We start from the raw sequence: 21184 nt of genomic DNA on the forward strand, positions 1-21184 counted from the left end.
TGCGGCGGTTATGCGTGGCGGGATGCGAGTTGTACGACGGTGATGTCCGAGGGCGCACCGACGCGTACCGGCGGGCCCCATGCGCCCGCTCCCCTCGACACGTACAACTGGGTGTCTCCGTACCGCTCCAGCCCGGCGACGGTCGGATTGGCGAGTGCGGCAAGATAGTTGCCCGGCCAGAGCTGGCCGCCGTGGGTGTGGCCGGAAAGCTGGAGGTCGACGCCGTGCTCGACAGCGTCGTGGATGACGACGGGCTGATGCGCGAGAAGCACGGACGCCCGGGAACGGTCCCGGTCGCCGAGCGCCTTCCCGAAATCGGGGCCGTCGCCCTCGCTCTCGCCCGCGATGTCGTTGACACCGGCGAGATCGAAGGCGCCGATCTCGACGCGTTCGTTCTGGAGCGGCTTGAGCCCGAGCTCACGGACGTGGTCGACCCACTCGTCGGCGCCGGAGAAGTACTCGTGATTTCCGGTCACGAAGAAGGAGCCGTAGCGCGAGGTGAGCCGCGCGAGCGGCTCGGCGGCGGGCCCGAGGTCCGCCACGCTGCCGTCGACGAGGTCCCCGACGACGGCGACGAGGTCGGGGGAGGTGGCGTTGATGGTGTCGACGATCCGCTGGGTGTGCCCACGCCCGAGGATCGGCCCGAGGTGAATATCGCTGACGACGGCGATCCGGAACCCGTGGGCGGCACGGGGAAGCCGGGCCAGCGGTACGGTGACGCGCTTCACCCTGGGCCCGCGCAGGACGCCGTAGGTCCCGTGGGCGACGGTCCCCAGGGCGGCGGAGGCGGCTGCGCCGCCGACGACACGCGAGACGAACAGTCGCCGCGAGAGCGTTCGTTGCCCGTCGGCACCGGGGCCCGCGGCCGCGTCGGTACGGGCCGCCCCGGCGGACGCCTCGGTCGCGTCGGTGGCGAGGGTCCCGGCGGACGCCTCGGCGGAAGCCGTCGCGGTCGCACCCGCGCGTGCTTCGGCGGGAACTGTCCCCGCGGACGCCTCGGCCACATCGGTACGGGTCGAACCGGTGGAGCCGGCGGGCAGCGACGGCTCAGGGGTCCGAGTGACCTGGCCCCCGGTTTCGGGGAGCGGCGGGGCGGGGGAAGTTATTCTGCCCCGGCGCAGCAGCAGCGGCCGCACAAGCTCCCCCACCACGAGCCCCAGCACCAGATACAGCAGCACCGCCAGCCACAGATAGCCGGGCCACGCCACCACCCGCTCCAGCCAGAACGGCGCCCCGGCCCGTCCCGAGACCAGCGCCGCCACCGACAGCAGCGGCAGCGCCCACATCGCCGCCGTGCCCACCCGGCGCGCAACGCCCCCGGGCGCCGTCGTGTCGCGGACCAGACGCCGCCAGACGTACCAGTGCACGCCCGCCAACAGGGCGACGACCCCGATCACCACAAGCAGGACGACCACCAGCACGGACCGCTCCCCTATTCCTGAGGCGTTTCTCGGCGCAACGCCCGAACGCCACGCAACCCGATCCCCCCGACGACCGTCCCCAGAACAAAGGACGTAATGGCGAGCAGCAGATGGACCCAGAAATACCCGGTCGGGTCACCCGCGTCGTCGAAGGCGAGCCCGCTGCCGTCCTTCCACAGGTTCTTGACGAAAGTGATCCAGATGAACCAGCTCCACACCCCGAACGCGAGCAGGAACCAGGAGACGGGGCGGCTGAGCTTCATGGACTCAGTATCGCGCCCGTCCTCCGACCGGGTTCTTCGGGGTGGGCTGTCCCGGCGGTCCCCTCGGCGGGTCATCGACCTGATGAGCATATTTTCTTCAGCGCCCTGTACGTTCTCGTCCGTGTCTGCTCTGAAGAAGACCGCGCTGACGGTCACCGCCGCCACGTTGCTGCCCGCACTCGCCGTCGCGCCCGCGTCGGCCCACAGCCCTGGCAACAAGGCAGGCAGACAACACCCGAATCCACCGGCTTCCATGTCCACCGTCGGCGGGACCCAACTGGGTCGGGCGGGCACCCAGGTCAGCCTCGGCCCCGGCGCGCCCGTGCTGCCCAAGGATCTGAGCGGCCGGTCCTGGATCGTCGCGGACGCGGAGAGCGGCGAGGTGCTGGCCTCCCACAACGCGCACTGGCGGCTGCCGCCCGCGTCCACGCTCAAGATGCTGTTCGCGGACACCGTGCTGCCCCGGCTGCCCAAGACCGAGATCCACAAGGTGGCCCCCAAGGAGCTCGCGAGCGTCGGCGAGGGCAGCAGCCTGGTCGGGGTCAAGGAGAACCAGACGTACTCCGTCCACGATCTGTGGCTCGGCGTCTTCCTGCGTTCCGGCAACGACGCGGTGCATGTGCTGTCCGAGATGAACGGCGGCGTTCGCAAGACCGTCCAGGACATGCAGGCGCACGCCGACGAGCTCCAGGCGCTCGACACGCATGTCGTTTCTCCCGACGGGTACGACGCCCCCGGCCAGGTCTCCTCCGCGTACGACCTGACCGTCATCGCCCGCAGCGGCATGCAGAAGAAGGACTTCCGCGAGTACTGCGCGACGGCGAGCGCCAAGTTCCCCGGCGAGCAGAAGCCGGGCAAGGCGCGCGCGACCTTCGAGATCCAGAACACCAACCGCCTGCTCACCGGCGACTACGGCATCTCCCCGTACAAGGGCATCGCGGGCGTCAAGAACGGCAACACCACCAACGCCGGCGCGACCTTCACCGGTGTCGCCGAGCGAAACGGCAAGGTGCTGCTCGTCACCGTCATGAACCCGGACTCCGGCGAGGGCCAGGCCGTCTACAAGGAGGCGGGGCGGCTGCTCGACTGGGGCTTCGCGGCGGCCGGGAAGGTGACTCCGGTCGGCGAGCTGGTCGCGCCGAGGTCCGCGACAACGCCTGCCTCGGGCGGCAACGAACAGGCCAACAACGGCGCACCGGCCAAGACGGTCGCCGCGAAGGACAGCTCAGGGGGCATCGGCATCGCGCTCGCCGTCACGGGCGGGGCGCTGGTGGTGCTGGCGGCCGGGGTCTACCTCGTCAACCGCCGCTGGCCGCTGCGCCGTCGCTAGAGCGTCCCCGCCCGCCTCGTCGACGGCGTCGTCGCTCGCCTCGTCGACGGCTTCTCTGCTCTGCGTCGCCGTCCACGCGGCGCAGAACAGCAGCAGTTTCGCCGAGAGGTTGATCCACAGCAGCAGGGCGACCGGGACGCCGAAGGCGCCGTACATGCTCTTCGAGGCGACGTCCCGCATATAGCCGCCGAGCAGCAGCTTGAGCAGCTCGAAGCCGACCGCGCCGAGCATTGCCGCCACCATCAGGCGCCGGCGCGGCGGCTGCACACCCGGCAGCAGTGTCAGCAGATACAGCAGCAGCAGGAAGTCGGCGACGACGGCGATCGAGATGCCCGCGACCTGGAGCAGTACGCCACCGGCTCCGCCCTTGTCGATGCCGAGCCGGTCGGCGCTCCAGCCGACGGCGGTCGAGCCGAGGCCCGACGCGGCGATCGAGGCGAGCGCGGTCGCGCCGAGACCGAGCAGGACGATCCCGTCCTTGAGCTTGCGCAGTACGGGGTTGCCCTCCTCCTCGTCGTCCAGCCCCCAGACGACCCGCAGGCAGTCCCTCATCGAGCCGACCCAGCCGATGCCGGTGACAAGGAGCAGCGCGCCCGCGACCAGTCCGATCGTGCCCGCGTTGTCGACCAGGGAGTTGATGTCGAGCTGGTCGGAGATGCCCGGTACCTGTTCGGCGATCTTGTTCTCGAGCTTGGTCAGCTGCTGCTGGTCGAGCAGCGCCGCACCGACCGCCGCGGCCACGGTGATCAGCGGGAAGAGCGCGAGAAAGCTGATGAAGGTGATCGCGGCGGCCAACCGCGTCCAGTGCACCCGGTCGAGCGTCTCGTACGAACGCCAGGCGTGGGTGCGCATCAGCCGGACGGCGAGCGGTCCGACGACGGGGAGCTTGATCAGCCAGTCCATGTCGTACGCGTACCCTCCACGCGGCAACACGAGCGCCCGGGTCCCCGGAATCGTTTAATCACCCATTTCCGGCGGACCCGTGAGGCATTGCCGAATTGGGGCATACGCGGCGATACGGTCAGCGCCATGGCCGCCGACACCCGCCACAGGACCGGCGCCATCGCCGCCCCCGCTCCCCGCGCGACGCACCCCCCGAGCCGCCCCTCCCTCCAAGGAGACACCAGCCATGAAGGACGCCTTCGGCCCCCCGCAGTCCCTGCTCGTCCTCGGCGGCACGTCGGAGATCGGGCTGGCCACCGCCCGGCGCCTCATCGCCCGCCGCACCCGCACGGTCTGGCTGGCGGGCCGCCACGCGCCGTCCCTGGAGGACGCGGCGGCCGCGCTCCGCGCCCTCGGGCCCGATGTCCGCACCGTCGCCTTCGACGCCCTGGACCCCGGTTCCCACGAGGAGGTGCTGGGCAAGGTCTTCGCGGAGGGCGACATCGACATGGTGCTGCTCGCCTTCGGCGTACTCGGCGACCAGGCGAATGACGAGTCCGATCCCCCGGCGGCCGTCCGCGTCGCCCAGACCAACTACACGGGGGCTCTCTCGGCCTCTCTGGTGTGCGCGGCGGCACTGCAGCAGCAGGGGCACGGCTCGCTGGTGGTGCTCTCCTCGGTCGCCGGTGAGCGCGCCCGCCGCGCGAACTTCATCTACGGATCGAGCAAGGCCGGCCTGGACGCCTTCGCGCAGGGCCTGGGCGACGCGATGCACGGGACGGGTGTGCACGTGATGGTCGTGCGCCCCGGATTCGTGCGGACGAAGATGACGGCCGGGCTGCCCGCCGCCTCGCTCACCACCACGCCCGAGGCGGTCGCCGCGGCCATTGAGCTCGGGCTGCGGCGCAGGTCGGAGACGGTGTGGGTGCCGGGGGCGATGCGCGTGGTGATGTCCGGGCTGCGGCATCTGCCGCGTCCGCTGTTCCGCCGACTGCCGCTCTGATCAGGGCAGCAGGGGTCAGGGGGTGGCGGCTCGCTCGTCCACCGGGGCGCCTTGGGAGGGGACGGCCGCGATGCCGCCCCCGAAGGCGTACTCGTGCAGCTGGCGCCACACGCCGTCCGCGCCCTGCTCGTACAGCGCGAAGGAGGCGCACGTCCAGGCCGCCTCGTACTCGGACAGCTCCTCGTACGCCCGGTCCATCGCCTCCTCGGCGATGCCGTGCGCCACGGTCACATGCGGGTGGTACGGAAAGTGCAGCTCCCGCACCAGCGGACCGGAGGCGTCCCGCACCCGCTTCTGCAGCCAGGAGCATGCCGCCGCGCCCTCGACGACCTGGACGAAGACGACGGGCGAGAGCGGCCGGAAGGTCCCGGTGCCGGACAGCCGCATCGGGAACGGACGGCCGGTCGTCGCGACCGCGGCGAGATGCGCCTCGATGGCGGGCAGCGCCTCGCCGTCGACCTCGGTGGGCGGAAGGAGGGTGACATGCGTGGGGATGCCGTGCGCGGCGGGATCACCGAAGCCCGCGCGCCGCTCCTGGAGCAGGCTGCCATAGGGCTCCGGGACCGCGATCGAAACGCCGAGCGTTACGGTCCCCACGTCGTTCTCCTCAGTCGTCGGTAGCTAGGTGTGCAGCCGCCAGTGTGGCGGCTGCACCGCCGGTGTGGCCAGAGGCCTTGGACACAGTGCTGATTCGGTGATGAATCGGTACGCAACTGTGCGTACTCAGTGCTTCGCGGGCAGGAACCCCACCTTGTCGAAGGCCGAGGCCAGGGTCTCGGCGGCCACGGCGCGGGCCTTCTCCGCGCCCTTGGCAAGGATCGAGTCCAGCGTCTCGGGGTCGTCCAGATATTCCTGCGTACGGGTGCGGAACGGAGTGACGAAGTCCACCATGATCTCGGCGAGGTCCGTCTTCAGTGCCCCGTACATTTTGCCCTCGTACCCCGCCTCCAGCTCGGCGATGGTCCTGCCGGTGAGGGTGGACTGGATGGTCAGCAGGTTGGAGATTCCCGGCTTCCCGGCGGGGTCGAAGCGGATGACGGTGTCGGTGTCCGTGACCGCGCTCTTGACCTTCTTGGCGGTCGCCTTCGGATCGTCGAGCAGGTTGATCAGGCCCTTGGGCGTGGACGCCGACTTGCTCATCTTGATCGTCGGGTCTTGGAGGTCGTAGATCTTCGCGACCTCCTTGACGATGTGCGGCGCCGGGATGGTGAAGGTCTGGCCGAAACGGGTGTTGAAGCGCTCGGCGAGGTCACGGGTGAGCTCGATGTGCTGGCGCTGGTCCTCGCCGACCGGGACGGCGTTGGCCTGGTAGAGCAGGATGTCCGCGACCTGCAGGATCGGGTACGTGAACAGGCCGACGGTGGCGCGGTCGGTGCCTTGCTTGGCGGACTTGTCCTTGAACTGGGTCATCCGGGAGGCCTCGCCGAAGCCGGTGAGGCAGTTCATGATCCAGCCGAGCTGGGCGTGCTCGGGGACATGGCTCTGGATGAAGAGCGTGCAGCGCTCGGGGTCGAGACCGGCGGCCAGCAGCTGGGCGGCGGCGAGCCGGGTGTTGGCGCGCAGCTCGGCCGGGTCCTGCGGCACGGTGATCGCATGCAGGTCCACGACCATGTAGAACGCGTCGTGGGTCTCTTGCAGCGCCACGTACTGGCGGATGGCACCGAGGTAGTTCCCGAGGTGGAACGAGCCTGCGGTGGGCTGGATACCGGAGAGCGCGCGGGGTCGGTCTGAGGCCATGCTCATCATTCTCTCAGGTGCGGAACCGATTTCCGGCCGCCGGAGGTGACCCTTCGGGGCGGTCGCGGTCAATGAGACGAGGAACACAGCGCGCCCCGGCGGCCACCCCGCCGTTCGGGCGGGGCGGCCGCACAAGTCAGAGCAATCAGGCGCTCAGCCCCGGCGCCGGGAAGGCCGCCATCAGCTCGGCCACCTCCGCGCGGATCGCGGCCAGCGCGTCCTCGTCGCCCGCACCGGCCGCTCTCACGCCCCGGTCGATCCACTCGGCGACCGCCGCCATGTGCTGCGTACCGAGACCGCGGGAGGTGAGGGAGGGGGTGCCGATGCGGACGCCGGAGGGGTCGAAGGGCTTCCTCGGGTCGTACGGGACGGTGTTGTAGTTGACGACGATCCCCGCCCGGTCGAGCGCCTTGGCCGCCACCTTGCCGGGCACGTCCTTGGGGGTGAGGTCCATCAGGATCAGGTGGTTGTCGGTGCCTCCGGAGACCAGGTCGAAGCCGCGGGCGAGCAGTTCGTCGGCGAGAGCCCCGGCGTTGGCGACGACCGCGTGGGCGTAGTCGCGGAAGGAGGGCTGGGCCGCCTCGTGGAGGGCAACCGCGATGGCGGCGGTGGTCTGGTTGTGCGGGCCGCCCTGGAGGCCGGGGAAGACCGCCTTGTCGAGGGCCTTGGCGTGCTCCTCGCGGGACATCAGCATCGCGCCGCGGGGCCCGCGCAGGGTCTTGTGGGTGGTCGTGGAGATCACGTCCGCGTGCGGGACCGGTGAGGGGTGGGCGCCGCCCGCGATCAGGCCGGCGATATGGGCGACGTCGGCGACCAGCACGGCGCCGGACTCGCGGGCGATCTCGGCGAAGGCCGCGAAGTCGATGGTGCGGGGCAGTGCGGTGCCTCCGCAGAAAATGATCTTCGGGCGTTCCTTGAGGGCGAGTTCGCGCACCTCGTCGAAGTCGATGAGGCCGGTGTCGTGGCGTACGCCGTACTGGACGCCGCGGAACCACCGGCCGGTGGCGGACACGCCCCAGCCGTGGGTGAGGTGGCCGCCCATGGGCAGGGCCATGCCCATCACGGTGTCGCCGGGATCGGCGAAGGCGAGATAGACGGCGAGGTTGGCCGGGGAGCCGGAGTAGGGCTGGACATTGGCGTGCTCGACACCGAAGAGGGCCTTGGCGCGGTCGATGGCGAGCCGTTCGACCTTGTCGATGTTCTGCTGGCCCTCATAGTAACGGCGGCCCGGGTAGCCCTCGCTGTACTTGTTCTGCAGGACCGTGCCGGAGGCTTCGAGGACGGCGCGCGAGACATAGTTCTCGCTGGGGATCAGGCGCAGGGTGTCGGCCTGAAGTTGTTCCTCGGCACCGACGAGAGCCGCCAGTTCGGGGTCCGTGGCGGCCAGGGCGGGGTGCGGCAGGGGAAGAGTCATCGTGTCCTCCGGGGCGATCCGTGCTCGGTCGAGGTCCCGGGGTGCGCTCGGGGGTCCCTGGCCAGAGGCGGATCACCCATGGCAGGGGGCGTGCGGCACCACACGGGACGTGTCCCGGGGTACCCAGGCGGGCGGCACCTCGTGTGATCTTCCGCGCGCGGTTCCCTCGGGGTCACTTCCCCGTACGCCAGTCGCCGTGCGTACTCTCCAGCCTAAGGGGTCGGCCTGACATGAAGGTTTCTTCGTCCACCATTCGAGCGACGATAGAAACAGGGGCACACCCCGCCCCACGCCGGATGCCTTGTCACTACGTGAACGGAGATCCCGTGTCTGCAACGGAGAGCGCCATCGCCTCTGCGGAGGCCCACAGCGCGCACAACTACCACCCGCTCCCCGTGGTCGTCGCCTCGGCGGACGGCGCGTGGATGACCGATGTCGAGGGGCGCCGCTACCTCGACATGCTTGCCGGGTACTCGGCACTCAACTTCGGCCACGGGAACCGCCGGCTGATCGACGCCGCCAAGGCGCAGCTGGAGAGGGTCACGCTCACCTCCCGCGCGTTCCACCACGACCGGTTCGCGGACTTCTGTACGCAGCTCGCCGAGTTGTGCGGCATGGAGATGGTGCTGCCGATGAACACCGGGGCGGAGGCGGTGGAGACGGCCGTGAAGACCGCCCGGAAGTGGGGCTACAAGGTCAAGGGCGTCCCCCAGAACCAGGCGAAGATCGTCGTCGCCGCCAACAACTTCCACGGCCGTACGACCACCATCATCAGCTTCTCGACGGACCATGAGGCACGCGCGGACTTCGGCCCTTACACGCCCGGCTTCGAGATCGTTCCGTACGGGGACCTGACCGCGCTCGAGACGGCGATGAGCGCGAACACCGTGGCCGTGCTGCTGGAGCCGATCCAGGGCGAGGCCGGTGTGCTGGTGCCGCCGGCCGGGTATCTGCCGCGGGTCCGTGAGCTGACCCGCGAGCGGAACGTCCTCTTCATCGCGGACGAGATCCAGTCGGGCCTCGGGCGGACCGGCAAGACCTTCGCCTGCGAGCACGAGGGCGTCGTGCCCGACATGTACGTGCTGGGCAAGGCGCTCGGCGGAGGTGTCGTCCCCGTGTCGGCGGTCGTCTCCTCCAGCGAGGTGCTCGGCATCTACCGTCCCGGCGAGCACGGCTCGACCTTCGGCGGCAATCCGCTGGCCTGCGCGGTGGCGCTCGAGGTGATCGCGATGCTGCGCACCGGCGAGTTCCAGCAGCGCGCCACAGAGCTGGGCGAGCATCTCCACCACGAGCTGGGCCTGTTGACGGGCGGCGGCGCGGTCGAGGCGGTTCGCGGCCGCGGGCTGTGGGCGGGCGTCGACATCGTGCCGAGTCATGGCACCGGCCGGGAGATCTCCGAGAAGCTGATGGACCGCGGGGTCCTGGTCAAGGACACCCACGGCTCGACGATCCGGATCGCGCCGCCGCTGGTGATCAGCAAGGAGGACCTGGACTGGGGTCTGGACCAGCTCAGGGCCGTCCTGGGCGCGTAGGTAGCGGTCAGAGGATGACGTGGGGCAGGAAGCGGGCGTACTCGTCCGTGACCGGCCCCGCCGATTCCCTGATGCCGAGCCCCGCCGCCTCGTCCTCGACGACCCATGCGCCGAGCACCACGCGGTTGCCGTCGAAGTCCGGCAGCGGGGCCAGCTCCTGGTAGCAGCACGGCTCGTCACGCAGTACGGGAGCGGCGCCCGGCTCGTGGATCGTGACCCCCGCGCCCTCGCGGCCGAGCAGCGGTTTGGCGACATAGCCCCGCTCGGCGGCGAGTTCGCGGGGGCCGTCGAGATAGGCGGGGAGCAGGTTCGGGTGGCCCGGGTTCAGCTCCCACAGGATGGCCAGCAGCGCCTTGTTGGACAGCAGCATCTTCCAGGCGGGCTCGATCCAGCAGGTGCTGCCGGTGCCGCCGCCGTTGTCCAGGGTGTCCAGCACGTACGGCCCGAAGCGGTCGGTGGCCAGCCACTCCCACGGATAGAGCTTGAAGCAGCTGCGGATGAACCGCAGCCGGTCGTCGACGAAGCGTCCGGAGAGCCGGTCCCAGCCGATCCGTTCGACGGACAGCGCCTCGGTGGCGAGCCCCGCCTGCTCGGCCGTCTCGCGCAGATACGCCACGGTCATCAGGTCCTCGCCCAGCTCGTCCCCGTCGGAGTGGACGAAGTGCAGCGGCCCGGGAGGCAGCAGGGGCGCCTGCCGTTTCCAGGCGCCGACGAGGCGTTCGTGGAGGGAGTTCCACTGGTCGGCGCCGGGGAAGCGGTCCTCCATCCAGAACCACTGCGGGCTGGCGGCCTCGACCAGGGAGGTGGGGGTGTCGGCGTTGTACTCCAGCATCTTGGCCGGGCCCGTGCCGTCGTAGCGCAGATCGAACCGGCCGTAGACGGAAGGGAGTTCGGCCCGGCGCCGCCAGGAATCGGCGATCAGCGAGGCGAGCCTGGGGTCGGTGATGCCGAGGTCGGCGAAGCGGTCGTGCTCGACGATGTACGCGGCCGCGGCAAGGCACAGGGCGTGCAGTTCCTCGACTACCTCTTCCAGCGCCTCCACCTCGGGCAGCGTGAACGCGTAGTAGGCGCTCTCGTCCCAGTAGGGGCGCAGCGAGTCGTCCGGGTAGCGGGTGAGCGGATAGACGAGGCCCTGCTCCTCGACGGTCTCCTGCCAGCCGGGGCGGGGGGCGATGGTGTGACGCTTCATGCGGGCAGGTTCCGGCTCAGCCGCCGCCGGATCCGGAGCAGCCGAAGCCGCCGCGGTCGACGGCGGTCTTGTCGAAGCTGCCGCCCTCGACCTTGCCGTCGCTGACCTGGCCGCCGTAGTAGTACGAGCCGCGGGTGCCACTGCTGCCACTGGTGCTGCCACCGCCGCTGCTGCTCTCGCACTCGTAACTGGGCAGCTTCTCCCGGGTCACCGGGTCGACGCAGCGCTTGTCCGGGTCGGAGCCGCAGGAGGTGATCGTCGCCGCGAGCACCCCCATACCGCCGAGCACCACCGTGCTCGACCTCAGCCTGCGTCGCGCCATCAGCCGGTCGCCCCCGTTCGAATTCATGCCTGTAGGCCGTCGAACAGACTAGATGGCCGCCTCGCGCCCCCGTGATCCCGGTCCGCCAACCGTCCTCCTCTAGAGTCGCTTTGTGCTCTTCGGGATGATCTGCGCGCTCGGTTCAGCGGTCTGCTACGGCACGGCCTCGGTTCTCCAGGCCATGGCCGCCCGCGCCGCGGAGCCGGGCACCGGCTCCGGGGTCGACCCGGGGCTGCTGCTGCGCTCGCTGCGCCAGTGGCGTTATGTCGCCGGACTCGGCCTGGACGGCCTGGGCTTCGTCCTCCAGATCGTCGCCCTGCTCTCCATCCCCATCTACGCGGTCGGCGCGGCGCTCGCGGCCAGCCTCGCGGTCACCGCCGTCGTTGCCGCGCCGCTGCTCCACGTCCGACTCAGCGGAATCGAATGGGCGGCGGTCGCGGTGGTCTGCGGCGGTCTGGCGATGCTGGGCCTCGCCTCCGGCGAAGAGGGCGACCGCGCGGGAACGGACGCGCTGCGCTGGTCGATGCTCGGCGTCGCGCTCGGCGTGCTCCTTCTCGGCGCGGCGGCGGGCCGCCTGCCCGACAAGTCGCGCGCCCTGGTACTCGGCCTCGGCGCGGGCTTCGGCTTCGGCGTGGTCGAGGTCTCGGTCCGCCTGATCGACTCGCTCGCGCTGCCGGGCGTACTGGCCAATCCGGCCCTGTACGCGCTGCTGCTGGGCGGCGGCGCGGCGTTTCTGCTGCTCACCTCGGCGCTGCAGCGCGGCTCCGTGACGACCGCCACGGCGGGCATGGTGCTCGGCGAGACGATCGGCCCGGCGCTGGTGGGGGTGGTGTGGCTGGGCGACCGGACCCGGGAGGGGCTGGCGTGGCTGGGGATCACGGGGTTCGCGGTGGCGGTGGCGGGCGCGCTGGCGCTGGCGCGCTTCGGTGAGCCTCCGGCACCGGCGCGGGTGGAGGAGCCGGTGGCGCGGGGGGCGTGAGCGGGTCGCCTGCGGCGGGCTGTTCCCCTACCCGCCCCTTCCCGAACTGGGGCTCCGCCCCAGACCCCGCGCCTCAAACGCCGGCGGGGCTGGATTGTGCGGCTGGGCCGCACATTCAGCCCGTCCGGCGTTTGAGGACATGCGGCCGAAGGTCGCATTCGGGGGTCTGGGGGCTTGCCCCCAGTTCGGGAAGGGGCGGGTAGGGGACAAGGCCCGCCGCAGGCGCTCCGGGCCGCCCCGATGAGATGTCACGGCAGCGCGCGGCACAGCGCGTCCAGCGTGCCCGTCCACGCGCTGTCCGGCGGCGTGCCGTACCCCACTACCAGCGCATCCCGCCCCCGCGCCGCGTCCCCGTGGCGGAAGCGTGAGACGCCCTCCACCGCCAGGTTCTGCCATGCCGCCGCCTGGATCACCGAGCGTTCCGTGCCCGGCGGGAGTTCGAGTACCGCGTGGAGTCCCGCCGCGATCCCGCTGACCCGGATGTGCGGCGCCCGCTCCGCCAGTGCGGCGACGAGCTGGTCGCGCCGTCGGCGGTAGCGCAGCCGCATCCCCCGTACATGACGGTCGTACGCGCCGGACGCGATGAACTCCGCGAGCGTCAGCTGGTCCAGCGCACTGGACACCCAGTCGACGGAGCCCTTCGCCTCCAGCACGTCCCCCACTAGTTCCCCGGGCAGCACCATCCAGGCGAGCCGCAGCCCCGGCGCGAGCGATTTGCTCGCGGTCCCCATGTAGACCACGCGGTCCGGGTCGAGTCCCTGGAGCGCGCCGACCGGCTGGCGGTCGTAGCGGAACTCCCCGTCGTAGTCGTCCTCCAGGATCAGCCCGCCCGTCCCGCGCGCCCAGTCGACCGCCGCCGCGCGCCGGTCGGGGTGCAGTGCGCCGCCCGTCGGGAACTGGTGCGCCGGTGTCAGCAGCACCGCACCGGCTCCGCCCCGCCCGCCCAACTCGTCCGTATGGGTGCCCAGTTCGTCGTACGGGAGCACGGACGTGCGCAGCCCCGCCTCGGTCAGCAGATTCCAGTGCACGTCGAGTCCGTACGACTCGACCGCCACCTCGCGCACGCGCCGCCGCCTGAGCACCTTTCCCATCAGCATCAACCCGTGGACGAAACCGGAGCAGATGACGATCCGCTCGGGATCCGCGTACACGCCGCGCGCCCGCGCCAGATAGTCGGCCAGTACGGTCCGCAGCTCGATGCGCCCGCGCGCGTCTCCGTATCCGAAGGCCTCGTGCGGCGCCGCGGTCAGCGCGCGGCGGGCCGCCTTCAGCCATTCGGCGCGGGGGAAGGAGGCGAGGTCGGGGCTGCCGGCCATCAGGCTGTACTGGGGTCCGCCGCGGGCCGGCCGGGTCCGCGGCGCACCCGCCGTCGGCTTCCTCGGCGCGGCCCGCCGGGCGACCTGCGTGCCCGAGCCCTGCTGCGCGGTGAGCCACCCCTCGGCGACGAGCTCGGCGTACGCGTCGGCGACCGTATTGCGGGCGATCCTCAGGTCGGCGGCGAGCGAACGCGAGGACGGCAGCCGCGTCCCGGGCGCCAGCCGTCCCGTGCGCACGGCCTCCCGCAAGGCGTCCATGAGTCCCGCGCGCAGCCCGGAACCCCGCAGTTCAAGATGCAGGTCGGCGCCGAAAGTGGCCCAGGAATCCGTCATGGAGATGGACCATACTCCTGCGCCGCATACGCACTAGATTCCTCCGCATGACTCCGAACGAGAGCCAGTCCCACGCCCCCGAGCACACCCCCCGACTGCCATGGGCGGAGCTCGCCCCCGAGGTCTACAAGGCCATGGCCAAGCTGGACGCGGCCGCCCGGCAGGGCCTCGACCCGGTCCTTCTCGAACTGGTCAAGATCCGCGCCTCGCAGATCAACCACTGCGCGTTCTGCCTGGACATGCACACCAAGGACGCGTTCGCGGCGGGCGAGTCGGTGGAGCGGATCATCCAGCTCAGCGCGTGGGAGGAGTCGCGGCACTTCTATACCGAGAAGGAGATCGCGGCGATCGAGCTGACGGAGGCCGTCACCGTGCTGACCGACGGCTTCGTGCCGGACGAGGTGTACGAGAGGGCCGCCAAGCACTTCGACGAGGCGGAGCTCGCGCAGCTGATCTCGGCGATCACCGTCATCAACGCATGGAACCGCCTCGCCGTGAGCACGCGCATGGTCCCCGGGCACTACACGCCCGGCCAGTTCAAGCACTGATCCGCGTACGAGAACCGACCAGACCGGGGTATCCGACATGACCGTTGAAGTCTTCCGTTCCCTCCACCACGACCGCGCGCCCGGCGATCCCCTCGTCCTGCCGGGACCGTGGGACGCGGCCAGCGCGCTCGCCTTCGCGGAGGCGGGTTTCCCGGCGCTCGCGACACCGAGCGCGGGAGTCGCGGCGTCCCTCGGTTACGAGGACGGGCAGACCCCGGCCGACGAGATGTTCGCGGCCGTGGCCCGTATCACCCGCGTGGTGAACATCCCCGTCTCCGCGGACATCGAGGACGGCTACGGCCTGGCCCCGAAGGAGCTGGTCGCCCGCCTCCTCGACTCCGGCGCCGTCGGCTGCAACCTGGAGGACTCCGACTCCCGGACCAGGACGCTCAAGGACCCCCGGCGCCACGCCGACTGGCTCGCCGAGGTCCGCGCCGCCGCGGGCGACCGCCTGTTCGTCAACGCCCGCGTCGACTCGTTCCTGCGCGGAGTCAGCGACCCGGCTGAGGCGATCACGCGGGCGCGGCTGTATGCGGCGGCGGGGGCGGACTGCGTCTACCCCTTCGCGGTGCCGCCGCAGCAACTCCCCCTGCTGCGCAAGGAGATCGACGTCCCGATCAACGTCGCGCCGCTGCCGGGCAGCCCGGGGATCGCGGAACTGGGGCGGTTGGGGGCTACGCGGGTGACGTTCGGGCCGTATCTGCAGCAGCAGGCGGTGGTGGCGGCGCGGAAGCTGGCGGAGGAGCTGCGGCCGGGCGGCGCGAACTAGCCAGGGGGCGCCTGCGGCGGGCCTGTTCCCCGCCCCGCCCCTTCCCGAATCGGGGCTCCGCCCCGAACCCCATATGCGACCTCCGGCCGCATGTCCTCAAACGCCGGACGGGCTGGATATACGGCCCCGCCGAACATTCGCGCCCCCGGTTACCCCGCGTCCGCCTCCTTCGCGAACTCCACCGCCGCCAGCAGGCTCAGCCCCGGCTGTGCCTGGCGCAGGGCCTTGATCGCGGGGATCGAGTAGGCCGGGCCCTCGATGCCCGCCACGTCGAGCTGCTGGCGTACCCACCGGCCGCGCAGTTCGGCGGCGGAGGCTTCCGACGCCTCGGCGATGATCGCGGCGGCGCGCTCCAGGCCGGGGCGTTCCTCCGGGGTGGCCGTGGACAGCGCGGCGCGGACGGCATCGAGAATGCCGTCCGCGTCACGCACAACGAGTACGGTGAGTTCGCGCTTGCCGGATCCGAAGAACATGAATGGATCTTCATCCGCGAACCCCCGTTCACTCAAGCGAGTTGAGCAGACTCAGAGCTCGGATCACTTCTTCGGGAGCCACGCCTTCCACGTCGCCTCGTTCGCCTTGACCCACTTCTCGGCCGCCGCCTCCGGCGACATCTTCTCGCCCGCGATCATCAGGGCGACCTCGTTCTGCTGCTCGGTCGTCCACTTGAAGTTCTTCAGGAACTCGGCCGCCTCGCCGCCGTTCTTGGCGAAGTCCGCGTTGAGGTACTTCTGCAGCGGGGTGTTCGGGTACGCGCACGCGATCTTCTTCGGGTCCGCGTCACAGCCCGTCTTGTACTCCGGCAGCTTGACCTCGACCATGTCGACCTGCGCGTTCAGCCACTGCGGGGTCCACCAGTACGTCAGGAAGGGCTTCTGCGCCTTCGCGTACTTCTTGATCGCGGTGATCTGCGCGGCCTCGGAACCCGAGTAGTTGGTCTTCAGGTTCAGCTTCAGGTTCTTGATGAGCGCATCGTCGTTGGTGACGTAGTCCGGGGAGCCCTCAAGGATCTCGCCCTTGTCACCGCTCTCGCCGGTCTTGAAGTCCTTGGCGTACTTGTTGAGGTTCTTGTAGTCCGTGACGTCGGGGTGCTTGTCCGCGAAGTACTTCGGCACGAACCAGCCGATATGCCCGGTCACGCCGAGGTCGCCGCCCTTGACGACGGTCTTCTTCGTCGTCAGGTACTGCTTCTCCTCCTTGGGGTGACCCCAGTCCTCCATGATCGCGTCTATGTCGCCCTTGGAGAGCGCGTCCCAGGCGAGAACCTCACCCATCTGCTGGGTCTTGACGGTGTAGCCCAGCTCCTTCTTCAGGATGTACGCGGCGACGGCGGTGTTGGCCTGGGCGCCGACCCAGGAAGGGACGGTCAGCTTCACGGTCTTGTCGCCGCCGACCGCGTCCTTCTTTCCGGTCTCCGCGGCGCCGCACGCGCTGAGGGTGAGGACGCCGAGGGCGCCGATGACAGCAGTGGTGGTTCGAAGAATGCGCATGGTGGTTCTCTTGCTCCTGTTACTGAGGGACGGGGTTCAGTCGGTCTTGCGGGCTGCGGGCTGCGTGATCCGGTCCAGTACGAGACCCAGGCAGACGATCGCGACTCCGGCGGTCATGCCGACGCCCATATCGCCCCGGGACAGGCCCTTGACGACGTCGTAGCCGAGGGCTCCGCCGCCGACCAGGCCGCCGACGACGACGACCGCAAGCACCAGCACGACGCCCTGGTTGACGGCCAGTTGCAGTGCCGGGCGGGCCAGGGGCAGCTGGACCTGGAGGAGTTGCTGGCGGGTCGAGGCACCCAGCGAGCGGGAGGCCTCCAGCGCGGCCGGGTCGACCTCGCGCAGGCCCTGGGTCGTGATGCGCACGACGGCGGGCAGCGCGTACACGACGGCCGCGATGATCGCCGAGGCGCGGGTGACACCGAACAGCGCGACCACCGGGATGAGATACACGAACTGCGGCATCGTCTGCATCGCGTCGAGTACGGGCCGCAGCCAGCGTTCGAGCCGCCCGGCCCGCGCGCAGAAGATGCCCGCGAGCACACCGAGCACCAGCGTGAGCACGAGCGCCGCGAGCACCTGCGAGAGCGTGTCCAGGGACTTCGCCCACACGCCGAGGACGCCGATCGCGCCCATCGACAGCGTGGCGGTGAGCGCGGTCGCCCAGGTGCCGACCAGCCAGGCGACGGCCGCGACCAGCAGCAGGAGCGACCACCAGGGGAGCCAGACCAGGGCGTCGCGCAGGGGGTTGAGGATCCAGAGGGTGAACTCGCGCGACCAGACCTCGGTGAAGGTCAGGTTCTCGGTGATCCACTCCTGCGCCTTGTTGACGGGCGAGGAGATGTCGTACGTCCAGCCCTCCGGCCAGGCCCTGCCGATGGCGAGGCCGCCCAGCGCGGCGGCCACGACGCCCCCGAGCACCAGGGCCCAGGCCGGGCGGCCGTGCAGCAGCCCGCCGCCGGGAGTGCTTTCGCCGATACGGTCGCCCGCGGCCGCCGTCGTACGGTCCAGCCAGATCGCGATCAGCACGATCGGGATACCCGCGGCGAGCGCCTTGCCGACGTCGACCGTGGACAGTGCCGAGTACACCGCTTCGCCCAGGCCGCCGGCCCCGACGAGCGCCGCGATGACGACCATCGAGAGCGCCATCATGATCGTCTGGTTGAGACCCAGCAGCATCTGCTTGCGGGCGAGCGGGAGCCGCGCGGTCCGCAGCCGCTGCCAGCCGCTCGCACCGAGCGACGCGGAGGCCTCCAGCACGGCCGGATCGGCGCCGCGCAGCCCGAGCGCCGTGAGGCGGGCCATGGGCGGGGCCGCGTAGATGACCGTGCAGAACAGCGCGGCGGGCGTGCCGGTGCCGAAGACCAGCACGAACGGCAGCAGATACGCGAACGCGGGCAGCACCTGCATGGTGTCGAGCACCGGCCGCAGCGCCCGGTCGACGCGCCCGGACAGTCCGGCCGCGAGCCCGATCAGCACGCCCAGCAGGGCGGCGACCGCCACGGAGACCACCATCAGCGCGATGGTGATCAGCGTGGCGTCCCACATCCCGAGCAGCCCGCAGACGGCGAACGCCCCGAACGCGGTGGCCGCCACCTTGATCCCGCGCCGCCCGAGCCCGGCGGCGCGCCAGGCGAACAGCACCCCGGCGACCATGACACCCAGCCAGCCCATGGAGTCCAGGAAGCCGTACACGGCGTCGACCGCGTCGGTGGCGGTGTTGGAGAAGTGGAGCAGGAAGTAGAGGAAGAGGGGGTGGGTGTCACGGTTGTCGATGACCCACTTGTTGGCGTCGTCGAGGGGACCCGAGACGTCGACGGTCAGCCCGGCGGGCCAACTGCCGCTGCCCCACAGGGCGATGCCGACGGGTACGAGCACCAGCGCGGCGAGGCACAGCACCAGCAGCTTGCGCTGAACGGGGCTTTTCAGCAGGGCGCGCAGTGCGGGCGTTTCCTTGACGGGAGCGGTGGTGACGGCCGTCATGCGACCACCACCTTGTCGGTATGCGCGCCGCGGTCCAGGCCCGCCACCACGTTCAGCAGACCCGCGTGGTCCACAACGCCCACGCAGCGGCCCGACTCCATGACCCGCACCGGGGACCCCGTGCGGGCCACGGCCTCGATCGCCTCGAAGACCGTCGCGTCGGGAGCGATCGCCGGTCCCGCGTCCGCCTCGCCGCCGTCCGCGGGGCGCATGGCGGTGCGCACGGTCATCACCTGCTCGCGCGGCACATCGCGGACGAAGTCCCGTACGTAGTCGTCGGCGGGCGAGCCGACGATCTCCTCCGGCGTGCCCAGCTGCACGATCCGCCCGTCCCGCATCAGCGCGATACGGTCGCCCAGCTTCAGCGCCTCGCTCAGATCGTGCGTGATGAAGATCATCGTCCGGCCCTCCTCGCGGTGCAGGCGGATGACCTCCTCCTGCATGTCGCGCCGGATCAGCGGGTCGAGCGCGCTGAACGGCTCGTCGAAGAGCAGCACTTCGGGGTCGACGGCGAGCGCGCGGGCGAGCCCGACACGCTGCTGCTGACCGCCGGACAGCTGGCCCGGCCTGCGGTGCTCGAGCCCTTCGAGCCCCACCTTGGCGACGACCTCCGCCGCCCTGGCCCGGCGCGCGGCCTTGCCGAGGCCCTGTATCTCCAGACCGTAGGCGACGTTGTCGAGCACCGAGCGGTGCGGCAGCAGCCCGAAGTGCTGGAAGACCATGGACGCGCGGCGGCGGCGCAGTTCGCGCAGCCGGGCCGTGTCCATGGAGAGCACGTCCTCGCCGTCGATGGCGATCGCCCCGGACGTCGGCTCGATCAGCCGGGTCAGACAGCGTACGAGGGTCGACTTGCCGGAGCCGGAGAGGCCCATGACGACGAAGACCTCGCCCTTGTGCACATCGAAGGAGACGTCGCGCACGGCGGCGGTGCAGCCGGTACGGGCACGCAGCTCGGCCGGGCCGAGCGCGCCGAGTTCGGCGTCGCCGGGGATGCGTTCCGCCTTCGGGCCGAAGACCTTCCACAGGTCGCGTACGGAGAAGACGGGCGGCGCACTGTCGTCGCCGGCCTTCTTGGTCATGTCCACCGCCTCGTTCACGGTCGCGTTCGCGGTCTTGTCCACTGCTTCGGACTTCATCGGAGTTCACCCCTCTCGTCGGACGCCGCCGCAAGCAGCTCGGCGCATTTCTCTCCCACCATCAGGACCCCGATCATCGGGTTCACGGCGGGCATGGTCGGGAAGACGGACGCATCGGCGATACGGATGCCGTCGAGTCCACGGATCCTCAAGTCCGGTTCCACTACCGCGAGTTCATCGGTCGTTGCGCCCATCCGGCAGGTGCCGGCGGGGTGGTAGACGGTGTGCGCCACCTTGCGCGCGTACTCGCTGATCGCCTCGTCGGAGGTGATCTCGGGCCCCGGGCAGACCTCCCGCTTCAGCCAGCCCGCCAGCGGATGGGCCCGGGCGATCTCGCGGGCGAGCTTGATCCCGTCGACGAGGGTCCGGCCGTCGTAGTCGTCCTCGTCCGTGAAGTAACGGAAGTCCAGCGCAGGCTTCACATCCGGATCCGCGCTGGTCAGATACAACCGGCCGCGGCTGCGCGGCTTGGGGATGTTCGGCGTCATCGACACCCCGTGCGCGGGCCGCTCATAGCCCAGCCGCTCCGGGTTGTCGGTGAACGGGACTTGGTAGAAGTGGAACATCAGGTCCGGCCCCTGCTCGCCCGGATCGCGCCGTACGAACAGGCCCGCGTCGCTGTCCATCGCCGAGTTCTCGGGGATGGGCCCGTGCGTCTCCCAGACGATCACCGACTCCGGGTGGTCGAGCAGGTTCTCGCCGACTCCCGGCAGATCGTGCACGACCGGAATGCCGAGAGCTTCCAGGTCGGCGCGCGGTCCGATGCCGGAGTGCAGCAGCAGCCGCGGGGTGTCCACCGCGCCCGCGCAGACGAGCACTTCGCGCCGGGCACGGACGACCTGCTCCTCGCCATCCTTGGTCCGCACATGCACGCCGGTCGCCCGGGTGCCATCGAGCTCCAGCTTGTACGCCCAGGTCTCCAGGGCGATATGGAGGTTCGGGCGGTCGAGGAAGGGGTGCAGATACGCGACCGAGGCGGAGGAACGCTTGTTGTTCTCCGGGTGGTACGCGAGGTCGAAGAAGCCGACGCCTTCGTGGAAGGGCTTGTTGTTGAAGCCCTCGACGCGCGGGACCGAGAGCGCGCTGTGGGCCGCGTCGACGAAGTCGCGGGCGATGGCGTTGCGGTCCTTCTCGTCGACCGTGACGATGTTGTTCCGCAGCCGGTCGAAGTACGGGTCCATGGCGGCCGCGTCCCAGCCGTCGGCCCCGGCCGCCGCCCACTCGTCCCAGTCGGACGGCAGTGGCCTGAAGGCGATGAGGGTGTTGTGGGAGGAACAGCCGCCCAGCACACGGGCGCGGCTGTGCCGGATGTGGGAGTTGCCGCGCGGCTGCTCGGTGGTCGGGTAGTCGTAGTCGAGTTCGCCGCCGAGCAGCCCCATCCAGCGCCGCAGGGTCAGGACGTCGTCGCGGCCGACATCGCTCGGGCCGCCCTCGATGACGGCGACGGTGATGTCCGGGTTCTCGGTGAGCCGGGATGCGATCACCGATCCGGCGGTGCCGCCCCCGACGACGACATAGTCGTAGGTGCTCATGT

At 70.6% G+C, this 21184-nt stretch carries 20 protein-coding genes; 6 read left to right on the forward strand and 14 right to left on the reverse strand.

Translation table 11 applies throughout. The features are described from left to right. Positions 1 to 8: 8 nt before the first annotated feature. Positions 9 to 1421, reverse strand: coding sequence for a metallophosphoesterase (locus OHA61_RS14255; protein ID WP_406303365.1), 1413 nt, complete (start codon positions 1419 to 1421; stop codon positions 9 to 11). Between the two features lie 11 nt (positions 1422 to 1432). Further along, complete coding sequence (locus OHA61_RS14260) at positions 1433 to 1684, reverse strand: SCO4848 family membrane protein (protein WP_361902486.1); 252 nt, start codon at positions 1682 to 1684, stop codon at positions 1433 to 1435. Positions 1685 to 1805: 121 nt separating this feature from the next. On the opposite strand from OHA61_RS14260, the gene OHA61_RS14265 reads away from it, so the two are divergent. After that, complete coding sequence (locus OHA61_RS14265; protein ID WP_406303366.1) at positions 1806 to 3014, forward strand: D-alanyl-D-alanine carboxypeptidase family protein; 1209 nt, start codon at positions 1806 to 1808, stop codon at positions 3012 to 3014. On the opposite strand, the gene OHA61_RS14270 is transcribed toward OHA61_RS14265, so the two are convergent. Beyond that, entirely contained in the window at positions 2910 to 3917 is a 1008-nt protein-coding gene (locus tag OHA61_RS14270) for a YihY/virulence factor BrkB family protein (protein WP_406303367.1), read from the reverse strand. The two genes, OHA61_RS14265 and OHA61_RS14270, sit on opposite strands and share 105 nt — an antisense overlap. 226 nt (positions 3918 to 4143) lie before the next feature. On the opposite strand from OHA61_RS14270, the gene OHA61_RS14275 reads away from it, so the two are divergent. Next, positions 4144 to 4899 carry a decaprenylphospho-beta-D-erythro-pentofuranosid-2-ulose 2-reductase gene (locus tag OHA61_RS14275; protein WP_406303368.1) on the forward strand — a complete coding sequence of 252 codons (756 nt, stop codon included), beginning with the start codon at positions 4144 to 4146 and terminating at the stop codon, positions 4897 to 4899. A gap of 15 nt (positions 4900 to 4914) precedes the next feature. Here the strand turns inward: OHA61_RS14275 and OHA61_RS14280 are convergent, their stop codons facing one another. The 3 genes from OHA61_RS14280 to glyA all read right to left on the reverse strand — a co-directional run bounded on the left by OHA61_RS14280 (position 4915) and on the right by glyA (position 8050). Next, positions 4915 to 5496 (reverse strand): 2'-5' RNA ligase family protein, encoded by a 582-nt coding sequence (locus tag OHA61_RS14280; RefSeq protein ID WP_406303369.1) that lies wholly within the window; start codon positions 5494 to 5496, stop codon positions 4915 to 4917. A gap of 126 nt (positions 5497 to 5622) precedes the next feature. Next, complete coding sequence (gene trpS / locus OHA61_RS14285) at positions 5623 to 6636, reverse strand: tryptophan--tRNA ligase (protein ID WP_406303370.1); 1014 nt, start codon at positions 6634 to 6636, stop codon at positions 5623 to 5625. Between the two features lie 145 nt (positions 6637 to 6781). After that, the gene (gene glyA / locus OHA61_RS14290) at positions 6782 to 8050 is read right to left on the reverse strand and encodes a serine hydroxymethyltransferase (protein ID WP_406303371.1); all 1269 of its coding nucleotides are present in this window, start codon (positions 8048 to 8050) and stop codon (positions 6782 to 6784) included. Between the two features lie 326 nt (positions 8051 to 8376). On the opposite strand from glyA, the gene rocD reads away from it, so the two are divergent. Beyond that, positions 8377 to 9582: an ornithine--oxo-acid transaminase gene (gene rocD / locus OHA61_RS14295; protein ID WP_328670297.1), complete on the forward strand. Its 1206-nt coding sequence runs from the start codon at positions 8377 to 8379 to the stop codon at positions 9580 to 9582. A 7-nt stretch (positions 9583 to 9589) separates the two neighbouring features. Here rocD and OHA61_RS14300 read toward each other — a convergent pair whose 3' ends face one another. Together OHA61_RS14300 and OHA61_RS14305 are read right to left on the reverse strand one after the other, a co-directional pair. After that, positions 9590 to 10771 (reverse strand): glutathionylspermidine synthase family protein, encoded by a 1182-nt coding sequence (locus OHA61_RS14300; RefSeq protein ID WP_406303372.1) that lies wholly within the window; start codon positions 10769 to 10771, stop codon positions 9590 to 9592. Positions 10772 to 10787: 16 nt separating this feature from the next. Next, positions 10788 to 11093: a hypothetical protein gene (locus OHA61_RS14305; protein WP_324972811.1), complete on the reverse strand. Its 306-nt coding sequence runs from the start codon at positions 11091 to 11093 to the stop codon at positions 10788 to 10790. Positions 11094 to 11217: 124 nt separating this feature from the next. Here OHA61_RS14305 and OHA61_RS14310 point away from each other — a divergent pair, with 124 nt between their 5' ends. Then, the gene (locus OHA61_RS14310) at positions 11218 to 12072 is read left to right on the forward strand and encodes a hypothetical protein (RefSeq protein ID WP_406307359.1); all 855 of its coding nucleotides are present in this window, start codon (positions 11218 to 11220) and stop codon (positions 12070 to 12072) included. Between the two features lie 248 nt (positions 12073 to 12320). Here OHA61_RS14310 and OHA61_RS14315 read toward each other — a convergent pair whose 3' ends face one another. Further along, complete coding sequence (locus OHA61_RS14315) at positions 12321 to 13721, reverse strand: PLP-dependent aminotransferase family protein (protein ID WP_406303373.1); 1401 nt, start codon at positions 13719 to 13721, stop codon at positions 12321 to 12323. Between the two features lie 47 nt (positions 13722 to 13768). Between OHA61_RS14315 and OHA61_RS14320 the strand changes: the two genes are divergently transcribed. After that, positions 13769 to 14269: a carboxymuconolactone decarboxylase family protein gene (locus OHA61_RS14320; RefSeq protein ID WP_406303374.1), complete on the forward strand. Its 501-nt coding sequence runs from the start codon at positions 13769 to 13771 to the stop codon at positions 14267 to 14269. A 37-nt stretch (positions 14270 to 14306) separates the two neighbouring features. Continuing rightward, positions 14307 to 15038 carry an isocitrate lyase/phosphoenolpyruvate mutase family protein gene (locus OHA61_RS14325; protein ID WP_406303375.1) on the forward strand — a complete coding sequence of 244 codons (732 nt, stop codon included), beginning with the start codon at positions 14307 to 14309 and terminating at the stop codon, positions 15036 to 15038. Positions 15039 to 15187: 149 nt separating this feature from the next. Here the strand turns inward: OHA61_RS14325 and OHA61_RS14330 are convergent, their stop codons facing one another. From OHA61_RS14330 to OHA61_RS14350, 5 genes are all read right to left on the reverse strand, one after another. Further along, complete coding sequence (locus tag OHA61_RS14330) at positions 15188 to 15511, reverse strand: hypothetical protein (RefSeq protein WP_406303376.1); 324 nt, start codon at positions 15509 to 15511, stop codon at positions 15188 to 15190. A 63-nt stretch (positions 15512 to 15574) separates the two neighbouring features. Further along, positions 15575 to 16528, reverse strand: coding sequence for an ABC transporter substrate-binding protein (locus OHA61_RS14335; RefSeq protein ID WP_406303377.1), 954 nt, complete (start codon positions 16526 to 16528; stop codon positions 15575 to 15577). Positions 16529 to 16564: 36 nt separating this feature from the next. Beyond that, positions 16565 to 18514, reverse strand: coding sequence for an ABC transporter permease subunit (locus OHA61_RS14340; RefSeq protein ID WP_406303378.1), 1950 nt, complete (start codon positions 18512 to 18514; stop codon positions 16565 to 16567). Continuing rightward, a complete protein-coding gene (locus OHA61_RS14345) occupies positions 18511 to 19593 on the reverse strand; it encodes a glycine betaine/L-proline ABC transporter ATP-binding protein (RefSeq protein WP_406307360.1) in 1083 nt (360 codons plus the stop codon). Before OHA61_RS14345 ends, OHA61_RS14340 begins: the two co-directional genes overlap by 4 nt. 53 nt (positions 19594 to 19646) lie before the next feature. After that, positions 19647 to 21182 (reverse strand): GMC family oxidoreductase, encoded by a 1536-nt coding sequence (locus tag OHA61_RS14350; protein WP_406303379.1) that lies wholly within the window; start codon positions 21180 to 21182, stop codon positions 19647 to 19649. Positions 21183 to 21184: the final 2 nt, after the last annotated feature.

Origin of the sequence: Streptomyces sp. NBC_00885, from assembly GCF_045207475.1 — a bacterium.
In the GTDB taxonomy this organism is placed as follows: domain Bacteria; phylum Actinomycetota; class Actinomycetes; order Streptomycetales; family Streptomycetaceae; genus Streptomyces.